This is a genomic window from Sporosarcina sp. SAFN-010 (genome assembly GCF_059415065.1).
The window spans coordinates 131,056-148,128 of record NZ_JBPFDS010000001.1 but is presented as its reverse complement, the minus strand read 5'-3'; the positions used below and the strand labels follow the sequence as shown (position 1 = coordinate 148,128).

The window sequence follows — 17,073 nt, the reverse complement described above, 5'->3', positions numbered from 1 at the left end:
GCTTGTTGTAGAAACTTCATAGCGAACCTTTAACGCCAATCCAGAGAGGTTGGGAAGGATGCACGTTGTTCAGAGTCACGCTTGCGAGCGCAGACTGCTGGATTGTATTCACGCACGCAAACCTTCCTGCCCGAAAGACGGCCGGAAGGTTTTTTGTATGGAACGCTTTTTGGAAGAAAATATTTGTAGTTAAAGGGAATACCATGTATTAAGCATTATTCAAAAGCTGAAGGAGGCGTTTGACATGGCAGAAAAAGCTAATATTTTGGATGAAAGTGCCATCAACAGAGCACTCACCCGCATCGCACATGAAATCATTGAACGTAACAAAGGCATCGATCATTGTATTCTAGTCGGCATCAAAACAAGGGGAGCTTTCCTTGCAAACCGACTTGCAGAAAAAATCGAACAGATCGAAGGCAAGCCTATCCGCATCGGTGAACTTGATATTTCTTTATACCGCGATGATCTAGGCCTGAAATACGAAAACAAAGAACCGCTTGTTAAACAAGTAGACATCAACTACAGCTTAACAGATGAAAAGGTAGTCCTGATCGATGATGTCCTCTATACAGGACGAACAGTGCGAGCGGCAATGGATGCGGTCATGGACTTAGGAAGACCTTCGTCTATCCAACTCGGAGTTTTGGTAGATCGTGGACATCGTGAACTTCCGATTCGACCGGACTTCGTCGGAAAAAACATTCCTACTTCAAGTGAGGAAAAAGTAGTTGTAAACTTAGTCGAAACAGATTCAGAAGACAGCGTCACCATTCACTCTAGATAATTGAAAATAGCTTGGAGGCGCACAGACTATGGCAGAAAAAGTATTGGATATTCACGAAAAACCCGCAGCCGGTAAATGGCTTGCATTAAGTCTCCAGCACATGTTCGCCATGTTCGGGGCAACAATTCTAGTCCCACAACTCGTTGGACTTAGCCCAGCAATCGCATTACTCACGAGTGGTATTGCAACACTCATCTTTGTAGTCGTCACACAAGGTAAAGTTCCAGCTTATCTAGGATCTTCATTCGCTTTCATTGTCCCGATTACAGTTGCTACTGAAACTGGGGGCATCGGTAGTGCGATGATCGGAAGTATGTTCGTAGCACTCGTTTACGCGATTGTGTCCCTTCTAATATGGAAGACAGGTCATAACTGGATCATGAATATTCTACCTCCAGTCGTTGTGGGACCCGTTATCATGGTCATCGGTCTCGCAGTAGCACCAACTGCGGTTGGTATGGCAAGTCGTATCGATGTTAACGGAGTGTCAACTTACAGTCTTCTTCATTTCTCAGCAGCTCTCGTCACATTGGCGTCAGCAATCATTTGCCTCATGTTCTTCAGAGGTGTCATCAGCTTGATGCCGGTCTTGATTGGGATTATCATAGGCTACTTTTACTCAGCTGCAATCGGCATTTTGAACTTCCAGCCAGTACTTGATGCGAAGTGGTTTGCAGTTCCAGAATTCTTAATACCAGGAGTCGATTATGACTTTGTTGTAACACCAACTTTGTTGTTTGTCATGGTTCCGATTGCGATTGTGACGATTTCAGAGCATATCGGTCACCAGCTCGTACTTGGGAAAGTAGTGGAACGTGACTTCATCCGCGATCCAGGACTGAATCGTTCGTTGCTCGGCGATGGACTAGGAACATTGATAAGTGGAGTGCTCGGTGGTCCGCCGAAAACGACTTACGGTGAAAACATCGGAGTCATGGCGATAACAAGAGTATACAGTGTCTATGTCATCGTGGGAGCTGCAGTGTTTGCGATTCTGTTCTCCTTCATGGGGAAAGTCATGGCACTCATTTCAACCATCCCAACAGCTGTTCTTGGTGGAATTTCAATCCTGCTCTTCGGGATTATCGCATCATCCGGATTACGCATGCTCGTCGATCATCAAGTGGATTTCGACAAACAGCGGAATCTAGTTATCACATCGGTCATTCTCGTCATTGGAATCGGTGGTGCATCCATCAACTTTAGCGAAACCTTCCATATCGAAGGAATGGCATTAGCGGCAATTGTTGGTGTAGTGCTGAACTTAGTACTTCCAGGTCGTGAGAAGAACACGTTGGATGATGTTGAAGACGAACCATTGCTTGTAGATAAAGACAACTAAATACGTTAGACCTTTTAACATTGTACAGAGAGACAAGGAAAGGTTTATGTGGCAGGGACTGTAAAAGGGATCTGCATACATAAATGGCCTTCCTATATGCTGGGAAGGCCTTTTTTAAAACCTTCCCCTAACTAAGAGGAGGACGACAAAATGGATAACTTACTTACGATGAAACAATTTAGCGAAGAGAATATTATGGAAATCTTGAATTATGCGGAGTACTTGAAGCGTCATGGAATTCGGGAATTGCCCGGGAAATATTTAGTGAGCAACTTGTTTTTTGAGCCAAGTACACGCACAAAACTAAGCTTCGAAATCGCTGAAAGAAAATTAGGATTAGAAATTATCCAATTTGATCCAGGTCATTCAAGCACGACTAAAGGCGAAACGCTTTTTGATACAGTACGAACATTGGAAGCACTTGGTGTCAACGCAGTTGTCATCCGTCATCCTGAAAAAGAGTATTACAAACAACTAGAGGGCATTAAAATCCCAGTATTCAACGGCGGAGATGGAACAGGGCAACACCCGAGTCAATCACTGTTGGACCTATTTACCATCAAAGAGGAGTTCGGTTACTTCTTAGGGCTGAATGTAGTGATTGCTGGAGATTTGTCGCACAGCCGTGTCGCTGCATCGAACGCAGAAGCTTTACAAAAACTCGGTGCAAATGTGCAATTTGTCTGTCCTGATGAGTGGTCTGGGGATTATGAGACTCTTCCAGGTTGGGACAGTGTGATCGAACAAGCGGACGTGGTAATGCTGCTACGCGTTCAACATGAGCGCCATGACGAGAAGATGAGCTTCACGAAAGAAGAGTATCACGCGCAATATGGATTGACTGCTGAGCGTGCAGCTATGATAAAGGAAAATGCAATTATCATGCACCCAGCACCGATCAACTGGGGAGTTGAAATTGCCGAGTCACTGACAACTCATCCAAAGCTAAGAGTCTATGAAGCTGTTGAAAATGGTGTTTACATCCGTGCTGCTGCAATGGAAATGATCTTAAGAGGGGGAAATGTTCATGCACAAGCTGCTCCGAAATATTTGGCTATATGATGAAACTTCACAGAATTTAAAGGATGTACGAATTCAAGATGGTAAAATTGTGGAAATAGGACAAAAACTAGAAGTGAATGGTGCTGAAATAATCGAAGGCAACGGTTCTTGCCTTGCACCTGGGTTTGTCGATGTACACGTTCACTTACGCGAGCCAGGTGGCGAGCATAAGGAAACGATTGAGAGTGGAACGAAGGCTGCAGCAAAAGGCGGTTACACAACAATCTGTGCGATGCCAAATACACGACCAGTTCCAGATACAATTAAAAACATTGAACATGTCAATGAATTGATTGAAAAAAATGCTGTCATTCGAGTTTTACCATATGCATCCATAACTATCCGTGAAGCCGGAAAAGAACGTACGAATTTGGCGGAGCTAAAAGAACATGGTGCGTTTGCGTTCACAGATGACGGTGTAGGAATCCAACAAGCAGGAATGATGCTTGAAACGATGCAAGACGCAGCGAAATTGAATATGGCGGTCGTTGCTCACTGTGAAGATAATACGCTCATTTATGGTGGCGCAATGCACGAAGGGATCCGGAATAAGGAACTCGGACTTCCGGGAATTCCGTCTGTTGCAGAGTCAGTTCATATTGCACGCGATATTCTTCTTGCTGAAGCAGCGGGTGCACACTACCACGTTTGCCACGTTAGTACGAAAGAGTCCGTTCGCGTCATCCGAGATGCAAAACGAGCAGGTGTCCATGTAACAGCTGAAGTGACTCCTCACCATTTATTGCTAACAGAACACGACATTCCTGAAGATGATGCTGTCTGGAAGATGAATCCGCCACTACGAGGAAACGAAGACTTGGCGGCACTGCGAGAAGGATTGCTTGACGGGACGCTTGATTTCATCGCGACAGATCATGCACCTCATAGTGCAGAAGAGAAAGCTGCAGGATTCAAGAAAGCACCGTTCGGAATTACTGGGTTTGAAACAGCATTCCCGTTACTTTACACACATTTTGTGAAAAACGGAGATTGGACATTGAAACAACTGATCGACTGGTTTACGAAAAAGCCATGTGATGTTTTTGACCTTCCGTATGGCTCGATTGAAGAAGGGGCTATAGCCGACCTTGTATTGCTCGATTTAACAACTGAGCAAGTCATTGACCCAACTACGTTTTTATCAAAAGGAAAAAACACGCCGTTTACAGGAGTGAAATGTACAGGGTGGCCAGTACTGACACTGTTCGGAGGAGAAACAGTCTTTTCAGAACAACAGTGAGGACCGCAATGATCCAGAGAAATAGAAGGGGGTTCTTGCATGATTGTGCAGAACAGAATGACTATATGCGCAACACGTCAAATCGCCGATAATATTATTGAAATGGTACTTGAAGGTAACTTAGTGAAAGAAATCGCTTCACCTGGTCAATTTGTTCACATCCGTGTAACGGATACATTTGAACCATTACTTAGACGACCGATTTCAATTGCTTCATTCGATAAAGAAAAAGAACAGATGACACTTATTTTCCGCGCTGAAGGCAGGGGAACCCAGTTACTTGCTGCAAAACAAATTGGTGTAGAAGTCGATGTTCTTGGTCCGCTTGGAAATGGCTTTTCTGCAGACAATTCAGCACCGGGAGAAACAGCCCTACTGATTGGGGGCGGAATTGGAGTTCCTCCTTTGTATCAATTGTCTAAAGAACTGACAGCCAAAGGCGTTCACTGCGTACATATTCTAGGATTTCAATCAGCTACTGCTGTATTTTATGAGGAAGAATTTGCAGCACTTGGCGAGACAAGAATCGTAACTGCAGATGGTAGTGCGGGGGAACAAGGTTTCGTCACTGATTCTCTAGCACGAAATCCTGTAGATTTCACAACGTATTATACATGTGGCCCAACTCCAATGCTTCACGCAGTACAGCAAGCATTTCATGATAAACAGGGATTCTTATCGTTTGAACAGCGCATGGGGTGTGGCATTGGTGCTTGTTTCGCATGTGTATGTGAAACGCAAACGGGACAAGACATGCCTTACGTCAAAGTTTGCTCGGATGGACCTGTATTTCCGGCGGGGGTGGTTGCGATATGAATCGATTAGCTGTTGAATTACCTGGTTTGTCACTAAAAAATCCGATCATGCCTGCTTCTGGATGTTTCGGGTTCGGTAAAGAGTATGGAAATTTGTATGATTTGTCACAGCTTGGGGCAATTATGATTAAAGCAACGACGCTGGAAACACGTTTCGGCAACCCGACACCACGTGTAGCGGAAACGGCTGCAGGTATGTTGAATGCAATCGGACTTCAAAATCCAGGATTGGAACGGGTGATGGCAGAAGAGTTAACGCGACTTGCACAACATGACGTTCCGATTATAGCTAATGTGGCAGGCTCTGAAACGGAAGATTATGTACAAGTTGCTGAAGCTATATCTAAGGCACCCAACGTGAATGCGTTAGAACTAAATATTTCATGTCCGAATGTAAAATGCGGCGGAATTGCATTCGGAACAGATCCAAAACTTGCAGCTGAGTTGACTTCGGCTGTAAAAGAAGTATCAAGTGTCCCAGTTTATGTGAAACTATCACCAAATGTATCGGACATCACTGTAATTGCTAAAGCTGTGGAAGCAGCTGGAGCAGATGGTATTACCATGATCAATACACTCGTTGGCATGCGCCTTGACCGGAAAACAGGGAAGCCAGTCATCGCAAACGGAACTGGTGGACTTTCTGGACCAGCAGTCAAACCAGTAGCTATTCGAATGGTGTATGAAGTGAGTAAAGCGGTTAATATTCCTATCATCGGAATGGGCGGAGTTACGGACGCAGGCGATGTGATCGACTTTTTATCAGCAGGAGCAAGTGCAGTAGCAGTCGGCACAGCAAACTTTGTCAATCCATTCGTTTGTCCGGAAATCATTCATGCCTTGCCAACCTTGTTAGATGAACTAGGGTTAAAAACAATTACAGATTTAATCGGAAGGAGTCATGCGGTATGAACACATCCCCAATCATTGCATTGGATTTCGAACACCAAGAAGCCGCATTATCCTTTTTAAAACCTTTTGAAAGCGGTACGTTTGTCAAAGTAGGGATGCAACTTTTTTACAAAGAAGGTCCAGCAATTGTTTATCGTCTAAAAGAACAAGGATTTGACGTGTTTCTAGATTTGAAATTACATGATATTCCGAATACCGTGAAGTCCGCGATGACTTCACTCGCGTCAGTTGGTGCTGATTTAGTGAATGTGCATGCAGCAGGGGGCTCATTCATGATGGATGCAGCACTTGAAGGCTTGGATATAGGTACTGCAACGGGTAAGAAGAGACCTGCGATCATTGCGGTCACACAGTTGACTTCAACAACGGAAGATCAGATGCAGCGCGAGCAGCTCATTCAAACTTCATTGAACGATTCAGTCCTCCATTATGCAAAACTTGCTCAAGCTTCCAAGTTAGACGGTGTCGTATGCTCCGTTTTAGAAGCGGGATCTATTGCTGAAGTGTGTGGAAACGAGTTTTTGAAAGTGACACCAGGTATTCGACTTGCAAATGATGCAGCTCACGATCAGAAACGAATCGCGACACCAGCGGAAGCTAAGAAAATGGGATCGACACATATTGTGGTTGGTCGCTCGATTACAGGAGCTGCAGATCCGTTATCTGCTTACAAGGAAATTGCACGACAGTGGAAAGGACTGAGTGAATGATGACAAAACAAGAAATTGCGAAAATTTTATTGCACGTAGGGGCTGTAACCCTTAGTCCAGATGAACCCTTCACATGGGCGTCTGGCATTCAATCACCCATCTATTGTGACAACCGTCTCATTATGTCAGATCCAGGCGGTAGAAGACGAATTGCAGAGGGAATGGCAGCTTCTATTAAAGCAAATTATCCAGAAACAACTGTCATCGCGGGTACTGCAACAGCGGGAATCCCACATGCAGCATGGATTGCTGATATTTTAGGGTTGCCGATGGTGTATGTTCGTTCGAAAGCGAAAGGACATGGACGAAGTAAGCAAATCGAAGGGAAAATTAAGCCGGAAGACCGTGCTGTCATTGTGGAAGATTTAATTTCTACTGGTGGTAGTAGTTTGACAGCAGCTGACGCATTGCTAGAAGCTGGCGTTCAAGTAGAAGGCGTTGTCTCCATCTTTACATACGGATTGGAAAGTGCAGACACTGCTTTCGAAAAAGCTGGTTTGTCCTACACAAGCCTCTCAGATTTCAATGCTCTCGCTGAAGTCGCAACCCGTTCCGGAGCAATTCGCGAAGAATCCGTTGCCTCTCTCCTTGACTGGCACCAAAAATTAAAATCAGGCACATTGCAATAAATGACGGAAGCTGGCGTTTTACGCTGTGCTTCTTTTTTTATGGAGATTTTTTAATCGACAGCATTCGATGAGTGTCGTTTGTTGGGAGAAAGTGAATTCCTATGTAGTTTTGCGGCGATTCGAGGAGATATATGTAAGGGAAGGTTGGTTTATGAGCAGTTTTGTCGATTTATGATCACTTTTTGGAGTTTATGAGCGCAAAATGATGTATATGATCACATTTTGTGTTTTATGAGCGTTTTCGACGATTTATGATCATTTTCTCGAGTTTATGAGCGAATTCTAGGGTTTATGATCACCCTACCAAACAACATAAGAAAAACCAGCAAGGCGATAAGCCTAGCTGGTCTCGGTTATGCTTTCAATTGTCGTACGACATCTTCATCCGGCGTGACAAAGATCGTCTTTTGTTCAAAATAGATGACAAATCCTGGTTTTGAACCATTGGGCTTTTTCACGTGACGAACTTCTGTGAAATCGACAGGAACAGATGCTGAACCACGCGCTTTACTGAAGTAGGCGGCGAGCGTCGCGGCTTCTTGAATCGTTTTTTCACTCGGATCTTCATCGTGAATCACAACGTGAGATCCAGGTATATCTTTTGTATGAAGCCAAATGTGATTCCGTGCAGCAAGCTTAGAAGTCAGCCAATCATTTTGACGGTTATTTTTTCCGACTGAGATTTTAATACCATCGGTCGACTGGTACGATTCCGGCATAGGCTTCTTCGGCTTCACTTTCTTCTTGCCTTTTCGAGCTTTCATGAGACCGAGTTCCGCAAGTTCATCCCGGATTTCATCGATATCGTCAGTAGATGCCTGCATGACCTGCTGTTTCACCATTTCAAAATACTCGATGTCCTCGTGTGCTTTTTCTAATTGACTTGCGAGTTGAATCAAGGCATTCTTCGCTTTTGTATACTTGGAAAAATAGCGCTGCGCATTGTCAATCACGGATTTGCGTGGATCGAGCTGAATGGTGACCGTCGTTCCTTGCTCGTAATAGTTTTCAACAACTGCCTCTTTTTGACCCTTTTCAATCGCATAACTATTCGCTGTCAGAAGCTCTCCATAAAGCTGGAAAGTATCAAGACGTCCCGCATCGTTGCGTTCTTTTTCTAGCTTTTGGACTTTTAATTTCAATTTCGCAATTTCGTTATCCAGCCAGCGCTCTAAATCGGCCGCTTGTGCTTTAACTCGTTCCCGAACCGCACGAGCAAAGTAGACTTTATCCAACAATTCACCAAGGGTTGGATAAACAATCTCGGCTCCTTGAGTGAAAGTTAGCTCAGCTGCAGAAAATAATAACTTCCCGTCTTTTTCTAAAGTGTTCGGATGGATTGGACCCTCTGAAAATATCTGAACAAATGATAGATATGTCTGGAATGCAGATTGCCCTGTTGAACTCTTTAATCGATACAGGAGTTCTTCAGCGTGAATGGGTGAAAATCCTGATAGTTCCTGAACGACTGCTTTCGGAGTATCAAACGTCGGGAGCAATTCTTCAAAGACTTCTTGTGTGAGTGTAAATGGATTCCGTTTATCTTGTGGTGGAGCCGGAATATACGGTTGCCCAGGCATAATTGTGCGGTAGCTGTTTACGCTCGGAGGCAAATGCTTCATGCTGTCGATAATCATATCCCGTTCAGGATCAATCAGTAAAAAGTTACTGTGACGACCCATGATTTCAAATATGATCGCACGTTCCATGTCGTCACCAATTTCGTTTTTTGAGCGGATGGTAAACTTCAAGATTCGGTCAGTTCCCATTTGCTCAACGGCTGTAATGGTTCCCCCTTCAAGGTGTTTCCGCAGTGTCATGCAAAACATAGGAGGCTCTTTTGGATTTTGAATCGTTTCTTCTGTAAATTGTACGCGTGCATAGGAAGGATGCACCGAAAAAAGTAATTTTCGGTTTTGACCGCCTGCACGGATAATGAATACGGTTTCTTGAGCGTTTGGTTGGTGAATCTTTGTGATTCTTCCGTTTTCAATAGTTTGTAGTTCGCGTTTCATCGCGGTTGTGAACAACCCGTCAAATGCCATGTGAATTCCTCTTTCTTTTCGTTTCCTCCATTTTAGCACTACGCGTCAAACATATGGTATAATACGAATACAAACTTCGGATCGAACTGGATTAGGGATGATTTGAATGGAGAGACTACATTAGAAGAGGGATCGCATGTTTAAACAACGAGGACTTTTGATTGTTCTTTCTGGCCCATCGGGAGTCGGAAAAGGAACTGTCCGGAAAGAGCTATTTACACAGCCGGACACCAATTATGAATATTCGATATCGATGACGACGCGTCAGCCAAGAGAAGGCGAAGTGGATGGAGTCGATTATTTTTTCCGTCCACGTGAAGTATTCGAAACACTGATTGAGGAAGGTAGACTTCTTGAGCATGCGGAGTATGTGGGAAACTATTACGGTACACCGCTTGATTATGTCAACGAAACACTCGATTCCGGAAGAGATGTCTTCTTGGAAATTGAAGTAGTCGGTGCTGCACAAGTGCGGGAGAAAATGCCGGACGGTCTATTCATTTTCTTAGCGCCACCAAGTCTTTCACATTTAGAGCAACGGCTCGTAGGTCGTGGAACAGAAGTTCTGGAAGTCATCGCATCACGTGTCGCAAAAGCGCGTGACGAGTTAGAGATGATGGACTTGTATGATTATGTAGTAGAAAATGATGAGGTGACGAAAGCTTGTGATCGCATCAATGCAATTGTCACAGCTGAGCACTGCCGAAGAGAACGCGTAGAAGAACGTTATTTAGCCATGTTGGAAGGGGAATAAGACAATGTTATATCCATCTGTAGATTCACTAAAAGAGAAGATCGACTCAAAGTACACACTCGTTTCACTCGCTGCAAAGAGAGCTCGCGAAATGCAAGAAAAGAAAGATGAGCAACTCGTTTCCTATACATCACATAAAAATGTCGGTAAAGCTCTTGAAGAAGTAGCAGCAGGCATGCTTCATAAACGCAAGACGGACGCTTCCGTTGTCTATGAGGACGAAATTTAAACGTACTTGAGTTGAATACACATATGGAAGCTCCCTTAGAAAATGTACTTTCTTTGGGAGTTTGTCATTTTCGGGGAGGATGAAGGTGTTGTTAGCCAATAAAAAAGTTTTGCTTTGTGTGACCGGCGGCATTGCAGTCTACAAAGCGGTTGCACTGGTTAGTAAATTGAGTCAATCCGGAGCGCAGGTGAAAGTGGTGATGACCCGCTCTGCGATGGAATTCGTTCAGCCGTTATCGTTTCAGATAATGTCCCGGAACGATGTTTATTACGATACGTTCGATGAGAAAGATTCATCAGTTATAGCACACATCGATCTTGCAGACTGGGCAGATTTAATAATCGTGGCACCGACTACTGCAAATTTCATAGGCAAACTAGCAAATGGCATCGCAGATGATATGGCATCAACCCTCTTACTTGCAGCGACAGCTCCTGTATGGATTGCCCCTGCGATGAATGTCCATATGTATGAGCATCCAGCGGTTCTTCGGAATATCGATCGCCTTTATCGAGACGGCGTTCGATTCATCGAACCATCCGAGGGCTTTTTAGCATGTGGATATGTTGGCAAAGGCCGTCTGGAAGAGCCTGAGCGGATTGTAGAATTAATCGATTCGTTTTTCAATGAAACTCCGAAGCTTCCGCTAGCTGGAAAAAAAGTCGTCGTAACAGCAGGTCCGACCTTAGAGCGGATTGATCCGGTCCGATACATTTCAAATTTTTCAAGTGGCAAGATGGGGTATGCGATGGCACAAGCTGCGGTTGAACTAGGAGCTGAAACGGTTCTTATTTCAGGACCTGTGTCGCTTGACCCGCCAACAGGTGTAGAGCTTATTCGTGTCGAGAGTGCAGCTGAAATGCTTGATGCAGTGTTGGGTCAGTATACGGATGCAGATTACGTCGTGAAATCTGCTGCAGTTGCGGATTATCGTCCAAAAACAGTACATGACCAAAAGATGAAGAAAAAAGAAGGTGCTGCATCGTTGGAGCTGGAGCGGACAACCGATATTTTGAAATCGTTAGGTGAAATGAAATCGACGCAAAGGCTCATCGGATTTGCGGCAGAAACGACAGATGCCGTTACATATGGAAAAGGTAAGTTGGAGTCGAAAAATCTCGATTGGATTATTGTCAATGATGTCACAGATCCTGCAGGAGGTTTTGGCAGTGATGCCAACGTCGTAACTTTAATTTCAAGGTCTGGTGTTGAGATTTCGTTCCCAGCTATGGAGAAAAAGGAGCTTGCAAAACAACTACTCACAACAATTGTTCATGAAGGACAAGATTCCCTATGATCGCTGAAGTGATCGTGGACGTCGCAGCGTATCCGATAGATCGTCCATTTGACTATAAAATCCCTGAACTGTTTTCTGGATTTGTTGAACCTGGGATGCGTGTGAAAGTCCCATTTGGTCCACGGAAAGTTGTAGGGTATGTGATTGCGTTGAAAGAAGAAAGCGACTTGGACATCAGTAAGATAAAACCTTTAGAAGAGCTTATCGATTTTGAACCGATTCTCTCTACGGAGTTACTTGAGCTTTCGGAGTGGCTTGCTACAGACACGCTCGCTTATCGTATAGAAGCTCTTCAAGTCATGCTGCCAGCAGCAATGCGAGCAAAGTACGAGAAGTTTATCCAAGTGGAGGACCTTCAATCGATTACAGATGAAGCATTCTTGAAGATGCTTCAAAAACGAGATCGTGTCCCTTTGAAAAATGCGGATACACCCGAGCTTTTGAAGCAATTGAAAGTGTACACAAAATTAGGTGCTGTGCGTGTCGATACCCTAGTTAAGCAACAAACTACGGTTAAACGAGTCCGCATGATTCATATAGAACGTGCAGAAATTCTTCACCAACTGATAGATACGCTTAGTAAGCAAGCGGTTAAACAGCGCGAACTGATGGAGTGGATGATAGCGTACGCTGGACAAGCTATTGAAGCAGGAAAATTAATGGCGGATGCAAGTGTATCTGCACCAGTGCTGAAAACAGTAATCGAAAAAGGGGCTGCACAAGAAAAAAAGTTGGAAGTGTATCGCGAACCTGAATCCTTGGAGATACGAGACACTGCCATCCCCAAACAGCTCACGAGTTATCAGCAACACGCTGTAGATGAAGTACTTGATGCATTTCGAACAGGTTCAGACACGACGTTCCTATTGCATGGAATAACAGGGAGTGGCAAAACAGAAGTCTACTTACGCTCCATCGAAGAAGTGCTATCAACAGGTAAAGAAGCAATCGTTCTTGTTCCTGAAATTTCATTGACACCTCAAATGACTTCACGATTCAAAGAGCGATTTGGCGATCAAGTTGCAGTTATGCATAGTGCGCTATCTGCAGGTGAGAAATATGATGAGTGGCGTAAAATTCACCGGAAAGAAGTAAAAGTGGTCGTTGGAGCACGTTCTGCTATTTTTGCTCCGTTTGAAAAACTAGGGATCATTATTCTGGATGAAGAGCATGAATCGACTTATAAGCAGGAAGATTCTCCACGCTATCATGCAAGGGATGTCGCGATTTGGCGGGCACAATTCAATCACTGTCCCGTTATTCTCGGGAGTGCAACTCCTGCACTTGAATCTTATGCGCGTGCCTCAAAAGATGTTTATCATCTTCTCGAATTGCCAACGCGTGCAAAAGACCAGGAGCTACCGAACGTCTCTATAGTTGATATGCGTGCTGAACTGAAAGAGGGTAACCGTTCGATGTTTTCAGTCCCGTTGGCGGAAGCTATTCGGGATCGATTGGACAAGCGTGAACAGACCGTACTATTTTTAAACAAACGTGGATTCTCTTCGTTTGTTTTATGTAGAGATTGTGGGACGACGATTCAATGTCCGAATTGTGATATTTCATTGACGTATCATCGAGCTACTGAAAATTTAAAATGCCATTACTGTGGTCATGAAGAACGAGTGCCTCACATCTGTCCTGAATGCGAAAGTGAGCACATTCGATTTTTTGGAACGGGCACACAAAAAGCGGAAGAAGAAATTACAAAACTGTTCCCTGAAGCGCGCGTGCTTCGTATGGATGTTGATACGACTCGTCAAAAAGGCTCGCATGCCCGATTGCTCCAGAAATTCAGTGAAGGCCAGGCAGATATTTTACTTGGCACACAAATGATTGCCAAAGGGCTCGATTTTCCGAATATCACATTGGTCGGTGTTTTAGCGGCAGATACGACACTCCATTTGGCAGATTTCAGAGCTGCGGAAAAAACATTCCAATTGCTGACACAAGTGAGTGGAAGAGCAGGGCGTCATGAATTGGAAGGGGAAGTATTCGTCCAAACGTACACGCCTGAACACTACGCCATTGAACTTGCTAAAGCTCAAGTGTATGAACCGTTTTATCAGATGGAGATGAGTAGTAGGAAGCAATTTGGGTATCCTCCGTTTTACTACATCGTCAATGTTCAATTTAGCCACGAAGACTTAATGAAAGTTGTGGGATATGCTGAAAAAGCTGTGCGATTTTTGGCGGACGGATTAAGTCCAGAAAGCGTCATTATCGGTCCGACAGCTTCTGCCATTAGTCGGGTGAATAATAGATATCGCTATCAATGTTTGATAAAATACAAAAAAGAACCAAAACTGACAGAGACGCTAAAAGCACTCATCCGCTTTTATCGAACAGATTGGATAAAAGACGGATTACTGCTTTCTGTTGATAAATCACCTGTCGTTATTTACTGAATAGGGATCAGAAAAGAGGAATTTGTTTGACTGTACTAGAAATTGTTAAATATCCAGCTGAAATATTAGAAACGAAAACAAAAGAAGTGACGAAATTTGACCGCACCGTACATCGGTTGTTGGACGATATGATGGAAACGATGATTGCTTCAGATGGCGTAGGAATTGCAGCACCGCAAGTCGGTCACTCGATCCGTGTTGCGATTGTGGATATCGGTGAAGGAGACCCACCTATTGAACTTATCAATCCAGTCATTACAGCAATTGGTGGAGAAGATGTGGACTTGGAGGGCTGCCTCAGCTTCCCGGATTTGTACGGTGAAGTAAAGCGTCCTTTCTTTGTACGAGTAGAAGCACAAGAGCGTGATGGTTCACTTTATGAACTAGAAGCTGAAAGTTTTGAGGCACGTGCAATTATGCATGAAATCGATCACTTGGATGGCATTTTGTTCAATACGAAAATCAGCAGGATTGTCGATGCTTCTGAATTTGAAGAATTGGACGAAGAACTTGTTCAACTTGAGAAGGACGGTGAAGGGATTGAATAAGCTTTTATTTATGGGAACTCCTGATTTTTCAGCCCCTATTTTACGTATGCTTCATGAAGAAGGGTATTCAATTGTCGGAGTTGTGACTCAACCTGATAGACCTGTTGGCCGAAAGCGCGTCTTGACACCACCTCCTGTGAAAGCGGAAGCATTGCGTCTAGGGCTTCCTGTCATTCAACCTGAAAAATTGAAAGGCTCCGCTGAGTTGGAAGAGATAAAAGCGCTTGCTCCGGACTTGATCGTCACAGCAGCATTTGGTCAGATTTTGCCAAAAGAATTGCTTGATGTTCCTAGATTAGGATGCATCAATGTCCACGCTTCCTTGCTTCCAGCGTATCGTGGTGGAGCACCAATCCATCAGGCAGTCATGGATGGATGCACCGAAACTGGTGTAACGATTATGTACATGGTCCAGAAACTCGATGCAGGTGACATCATTTCACAAGCGACGGAACCAATTTTACCGAGTGATGATACAGGTATCATGTTTGAAAAATTATCTCGTACGGGAGAAATTCTATTAAAAGAAACGTTGCCATCTATTTTGGAAGGAACGAATACACGGACTCCTCAAGATGAAAAACTGGTTACATTTGCGAGAAATATCTCACGCGAACAAGAGCGTATTGACTGGACACGTCCTGGTGTGGACATTCACAACCAAGTTAGAGGGCTTTCTCCATGGCCAACAGCTTATACAACATTCGGGGATGAAAACGTGAAGATCTGGAAGACCGAAGCAATAGCAACAGAAGAAGAAGGCAAGCCAGGTGAAATCATCGAGTTGACGAAGGAACATATCCTTGTAAAGTCCGGTGATCAAACAGCAGTTGCGATTACAGAATTGCAGCCTTCAGGCAAAAAACGCATGACTGCATCTGTTTTCTTAAATGGAACGGGTAGCCAGTGGGAAAAAGGAGATTTCTTCCTATGACAGCAAAAAAGAAAATAATGATGCAAGGGAACGTCCGCGATGCGGCACTTTCAATTTTACTTGAGGTGAGTCGTAACCAAGCGTACAGCAATCTATTATTAACACGAACAATGAAAACGTATGCAATTAGAGAACAAGACAAACCGTTGTTAACAAATTTAACTTACGGGACGTTGCAATATCGATTGACGTTAGACTACTACCTAGCACCATTCATCAAAGGGAAACTGGATGATTGGGTTCGGGAACTACTACGTATGTCGCTGTATCAGATCATCTACTTAACAAAGATCCCTCCTCACGCTGCTGTAAATGAAGCTGTGGAAATCGCAAAAGTACGGGGACATAAAGGAACAACTGGGTTCGTAAATGGAGTACTTCGCTCTGTATTGCGCCAAGGAGTCCGTTCACTTGATGAAGTAACGGACGAAATTACACGTCTGTCATTAGAGACAAGTCATCCTGAATGGCTAATCCGTCGTTGGATTGACCAGTACGGGTTGGAAGTCACTTCAGAAATGGCACGTGCTAATAATGAGCCACCAACGAATACGGCACGTGTCAATATCGCTCAGACAACTGTTGAAAAAGCGTTGCATCAGTTGAAGAGTGAAGGTGCTAAAGTGGAGTTAGGGAAAGTGGTACCTGAAGCGATTTATTGTCATTCAGGAAATGTCGCGAAAACCTATACGTACACCAAAGGATGGCTAACTGTTCAAGATGAAAGCTCGATGCTTCCTGTCTATGCACTTGATGTGCATCCAGGTATGAAAGTACTTGACATGTGTGCAGCACCTGGCGGGAAAACGACGCAAATCGCTGAGCATTTAGAGGATACAGGAGAAGTGCATGCACACGATCTTCATGAACACAAACTGCAACTCATCGAAGAGAATGCAGAACGGTTAGGTCTGAAATCGATTTGGACATCTAGTGGGGATAGCCGCGAACTAGGATATACGTATGCACCGAACACTTTCGACCGAATTTTAGTAGATGCACCATGTAGTGGGCTGGGAGTTATCCGCAGAAAACCGGAAATTAAATATAACAAGACAGAAGCCGACCTTGAATCACTCACAAAAATCCAAGCAGAGTTACTTGAAACAGCTTGGACACTCGTCAAGCCAGGTGGGAAAATTGTCTATAGTACATGTACCATCGATAAAACCGAAAATGATGGAGTTGTTCTTCAATTTTTAGAACGTCATCCTGAAGCTTTGAAGTTGGTCCCGGAATTCTTTGAAGAAGCAGGACTCGCGACACCGAACGGAATGCTACAAGTATTGCCTCAACACTTTGGTAGTGATGGATTCTTTGCAGCTACCTTGCAAAAACCAGCTAGTAACGACTAAAAAGAC

The 17,073-nt window shown here is 44.1% G+C and carries 16 protein-coding genes; 15 read left to right on the top strand and 1 reads right to left on the bottom strand.

The genetic code is table 11. The features are described from left to right. Positions 1 to 244: 244 nt before the first annotated feature. The 8 genes from pyrR to pyrE all read left to right on the top strand — a co-directional run bounded on the left by pyrR (position 245) and on the right by pyrE (position 7,497). Entirely contained in the window at positions 245 to 787 is a 543-nt protein-coding gene (gene pyrR, locus ACR65F_RS00730) for a bifunctional pyr operon transcriptional regulator/uracil phosphoribosyltransferase PyrR (RefSeq protein ID WP_025785123.1), read from the top strand. A 28-nt stretch (positions 788 to 815) separates the two neighbouring features. After that, the gene (locus ACR65F_RS00725; protein ID WP_440502790.1) at positions 816 to 2,129 is read left to right on the top strand and encodes a solute carrier family 23 protein; all 1,314 of its coding nucleotides are present in this window, start codon (positions 816 to 818) and stop codon (positions 2,127 to 2,129) included. A 150-nt stretch (positions 2,130 to 2,279) separates the two neighbouring features. After that, a complete protein-coding gene (locus ACR65F_RS00720; RefSeq protein ID WP_440502789.1) occupies positions 2,280 to 3,191 on the top strand; it encodes an aspartate carbamoyltransferase catalytic subunit in 912 nt (303 codons plus the stop codon). Then, positions 3,157 to 4,431, top strand: coding sequence for a dihydroorotase (gene pyrC, locus ACR65F_RS00715; protein WP_440502788.1), 1,275 nt, complete (start codon positions 3,157 to 3,159; stop codon positions 4,429 to 4,431). Before ACR65F_RS00720 ends, pyrC begins: the two co-directional genes overlap by 35 nt. 39 nt (positions 4,432 to 4,470) lie before the next feature. Continuing rightward, positions 4,471 to 5,247 (top strand): dihydroorotate dehydrogenase electron transfer subunit, encoded by a 777-nt coding sequence (locus ACR65F_RS00710; RefSeq protein WP_039041875.1) that lies wholly within the window; start codon positions 4,471 to 4,473, stop codon positions 5,245 to 5,247. After that, entirely contained in the window at positions 5,244 to 6,158 is a 915-nt protein-coding gene (locus ACR65F_RS00705) for a dihydroorotate dehydrogenase (protein WP_440502786.1), read from the top strand. The genes ACR65F_RS00710 and ACR65F_RS00705 overlap by 4 nt, the downstream gene beginning before the upstream one ends. Continuing rightward, positions 6,155 to 6,868 (top strand): orotidine-5'-phosphate decarboxylase, encoded by a 714-nt coding sequence (gene pyrF / locus ACR65F_RS00700; protein ID WP_440502784.1) that lies wholly within the window; start codon positions 6,155 to 6,157, stop codon positions 6,866 to 6,868. The genes ACR65F_RS00705 and pyrF overlap by 4 nt, the downstream gene beginning before the upstream one ends. Beyond that, positions 6,865 to 7,497: an orotate phosphoribosyltransferase gene (gene pyrE, locus ACR65F_RS00695; protein WP_440502783.1), complete on the top strand. Its 633-nt coding sequence runs from the start codon at positions 6,865 to 6,867 to the stop codon at positions 7,495 to 7,497. Before pyrF ends, pyrE begins: the two co-directional genes overlap by 4 nt. A gap of 353 nt (positions 7,498 to 7,850) precedes the next feature. Here pyrE and ACR65F_RS00690 read toward each other — a convergent pair whose 3' ends face one another. Then, a complete protein-coding gene (locus tag ACR65F_RS00690) occupies positions 7,851 to 9,542 on the bottom strand; it encodes an Rqc2 family fibronectin-binding protein (protein ID WP_039041879.1) in 1,692 nt (563 codons plus the stop codon). A 136-nt stretch (positions 9,543 to 9,678) separates the two neighbouring features. Here ACR65F_RS00690 and gmk point away from each other — a divergent pair, with 136 nt between their 5' ends. From gmk to rsmB, 7 genes are all read left to right on the top strand, one after another. After that, positions 9,679 to 10,296, top strand: coding sequence for a guanylate kinase (gene gmk, locus ACR65F_RS00685; protein ID WP_039041880.1), 618 nt, complete (start codon positions 9,679 to 9,681; stop codon positions 10,294 to 10,296). Between the two features lie 4 nt (positions 10,297 to 10,300). Continuing rightward, complete coding sequence (rpoZ, locus tag ACR65F_RS00680; protein WP_025785112.1) at positions 10,301 to 10,525, top strand: DNA-directed RNA polymerase subunit omega; 225 nt, start codon at positions 10,301 to 10,303, stop codon at positions 10,523 to 10,525. An 88-nt stretch (positions 10,526 to 10,613) separates the two neighbouring features. After that, on the top strand, positions 10,614 to 11,822 hold the full coding sequence (gene coaBC / locus ACR65F_RS00675; RefSeq protein WP_440502781.1) for a bifunctional phosphopantothenoylcysteine decarboxylase/phosphopantothenate--cysteine ligase CoaBC: 1,209 nt from the start codon (positions 10,614 to 10,616) through the stop codon (positions 11,820 to 11,822). Next, positions 11,819 to 14,230 carry a primosomal protein N' gene (priA, locus tag ACR65F_RS00670; protein WP_440502779.1) on the top strand — a complete coding sequence of 804 codons (2,412 nt, stop codon included), beginning with the start codon at positions 11,819 to 11,821 and terminating at the stop codon, positions 14,228 to 14,230. Before coaBC ends, priA begins: the two co-directional genes overlap by 4 nt. 26 nt (positions 14,231 to 14,256) lie before the next feature. Next, positions 14,257 to 14,778: a peptide deformylase gene (gene def, locus ACR65F_RS00665; RefSeq protein ID WP_440502778.1), complete on the top strand. Its 522-nt coding sequence runs from the start codon at positions 14,257 to 14,259 to the stop codon at positions 14,776 to 14,778. After that, positions 14,771 to 15,712 (top strand): methionyl-tRNA formyltransferase, encoded by a 942-nt coding sequence (fmt, locus tag ACR65F_RS00660; RefSeq protein WP_440502777.1) that lies wholly within the window; start codon positions 14,771 to 14,773, stop codon positions 15,710 to 15,712. Before def ends, fmt begins: the two co-directional genes overlap by 8 nt. Then, complete coding sequence (gene rsmB / locus ACR65F_RS00655; RefSeq protein WP_440502776.1) at positions 15,709 to 17,067, top strand: 16S rRNA (cytosine(967)-C(5))-methyltransferase RsmB; 1,359 nt, start codon at positions 15,709 to 15,711, stop codon at positions 17,065 to 17,067. Before fmt ends, rsmB begins: the two co-directional genes overlap by 4 nt. Positions 17,068 to 17,073 lie beyond the last annotated feature (6 nt).

Excerpts from the sequence above, each read along its gene's own strand:
- ACR65F_RS00705 (WP_440502786.1), top strand. The coding sequence starts at position 5,244 with ATGAATCGATTAGCTGTTGAATTACCTGGTTTGTCACTAAAAAATCCG.
- pyrR (WP_025785123.1), top strand. The coding sequence starts at position 245 with ATGGCAGAAAAAGCTAATATTTTGGATGAAAGTGCCATCAACAGAGCA.
- ACR65F_RS00720 (WP_440502789.1), top strand. The coding sequence starts at position 2,280 with ATGGATAACTTACTTACGATGAAACAATTTAGCGAAGAGAATATTATG.
- rpoZ (WP_025785112.1), top strand. The coding sequence starts at position 10,301 with ATGTTATATCCATCTGTAGATTCACTAAAAGAGAAGATCGACTCAAAG.
- ACR65F_RS00690 (WP_039041879.1), bottom strand. The coding sequence starts at position 9,542 with ATGGCATTTGACGGGTTGTTCACAACCGCGATGAAACGCGAACTACAA.
- pyrE (WP_440502783.1), top strand. The coding sequence starts at position 6,865 with ATGATGACAAAACAAGAAATTGCGAAAATTTTATTGCACGTAGGGGCT.
- rsmB (WP_440502776.1), top strand. The coding sequence starts at position 15,709 with ATGACAGCAAAAAAGAAAATAATGATGCAAGGGAACGTCCGCGATGCG.
- priA (WP_440502779.1), top strand. The coding sequence starts at position 11,819 with ATGATCGCTGAAGTGATCGTGGACGTCGCAGCGTATCCGATAGATCGT.
- gmk (WP_039041880.1), top strand. The coding sequence starts at position 9,679 with ATGTTTAAACAACGAGGACTTTTGATTGTTCTTTCTGGCCCATCGGGA.
- pyrF (WP_440502784.1), top strand. The coding sequence starts at position 6,155 with ATGAACACATCCCCAATCATTGCATTGGATTTCGAACACCAAGAAGCC.
- ACR65F_RS00710 (WP_039041875.1), top strand. The coding sequence starts at position 4,471 with ATGATTGTGCAGAACAGAATGACTATATGCGCAACACGTCAAATCGCC.
- pyrC (WP_440502788.1), top strand. The coding sequence starts at position 3,157 with ATGCACAAGCTGCTCCGAAATATTTGGCTATATGATGAAACTTCACAG.
- ACR65F_RS00725 (WP_440502790.1), top strand. The coding sequence starts at position 816 with ATGGCAGAAAAAGTATTGGATATTCACGAAAAACCCGCAGCCGGTAAA.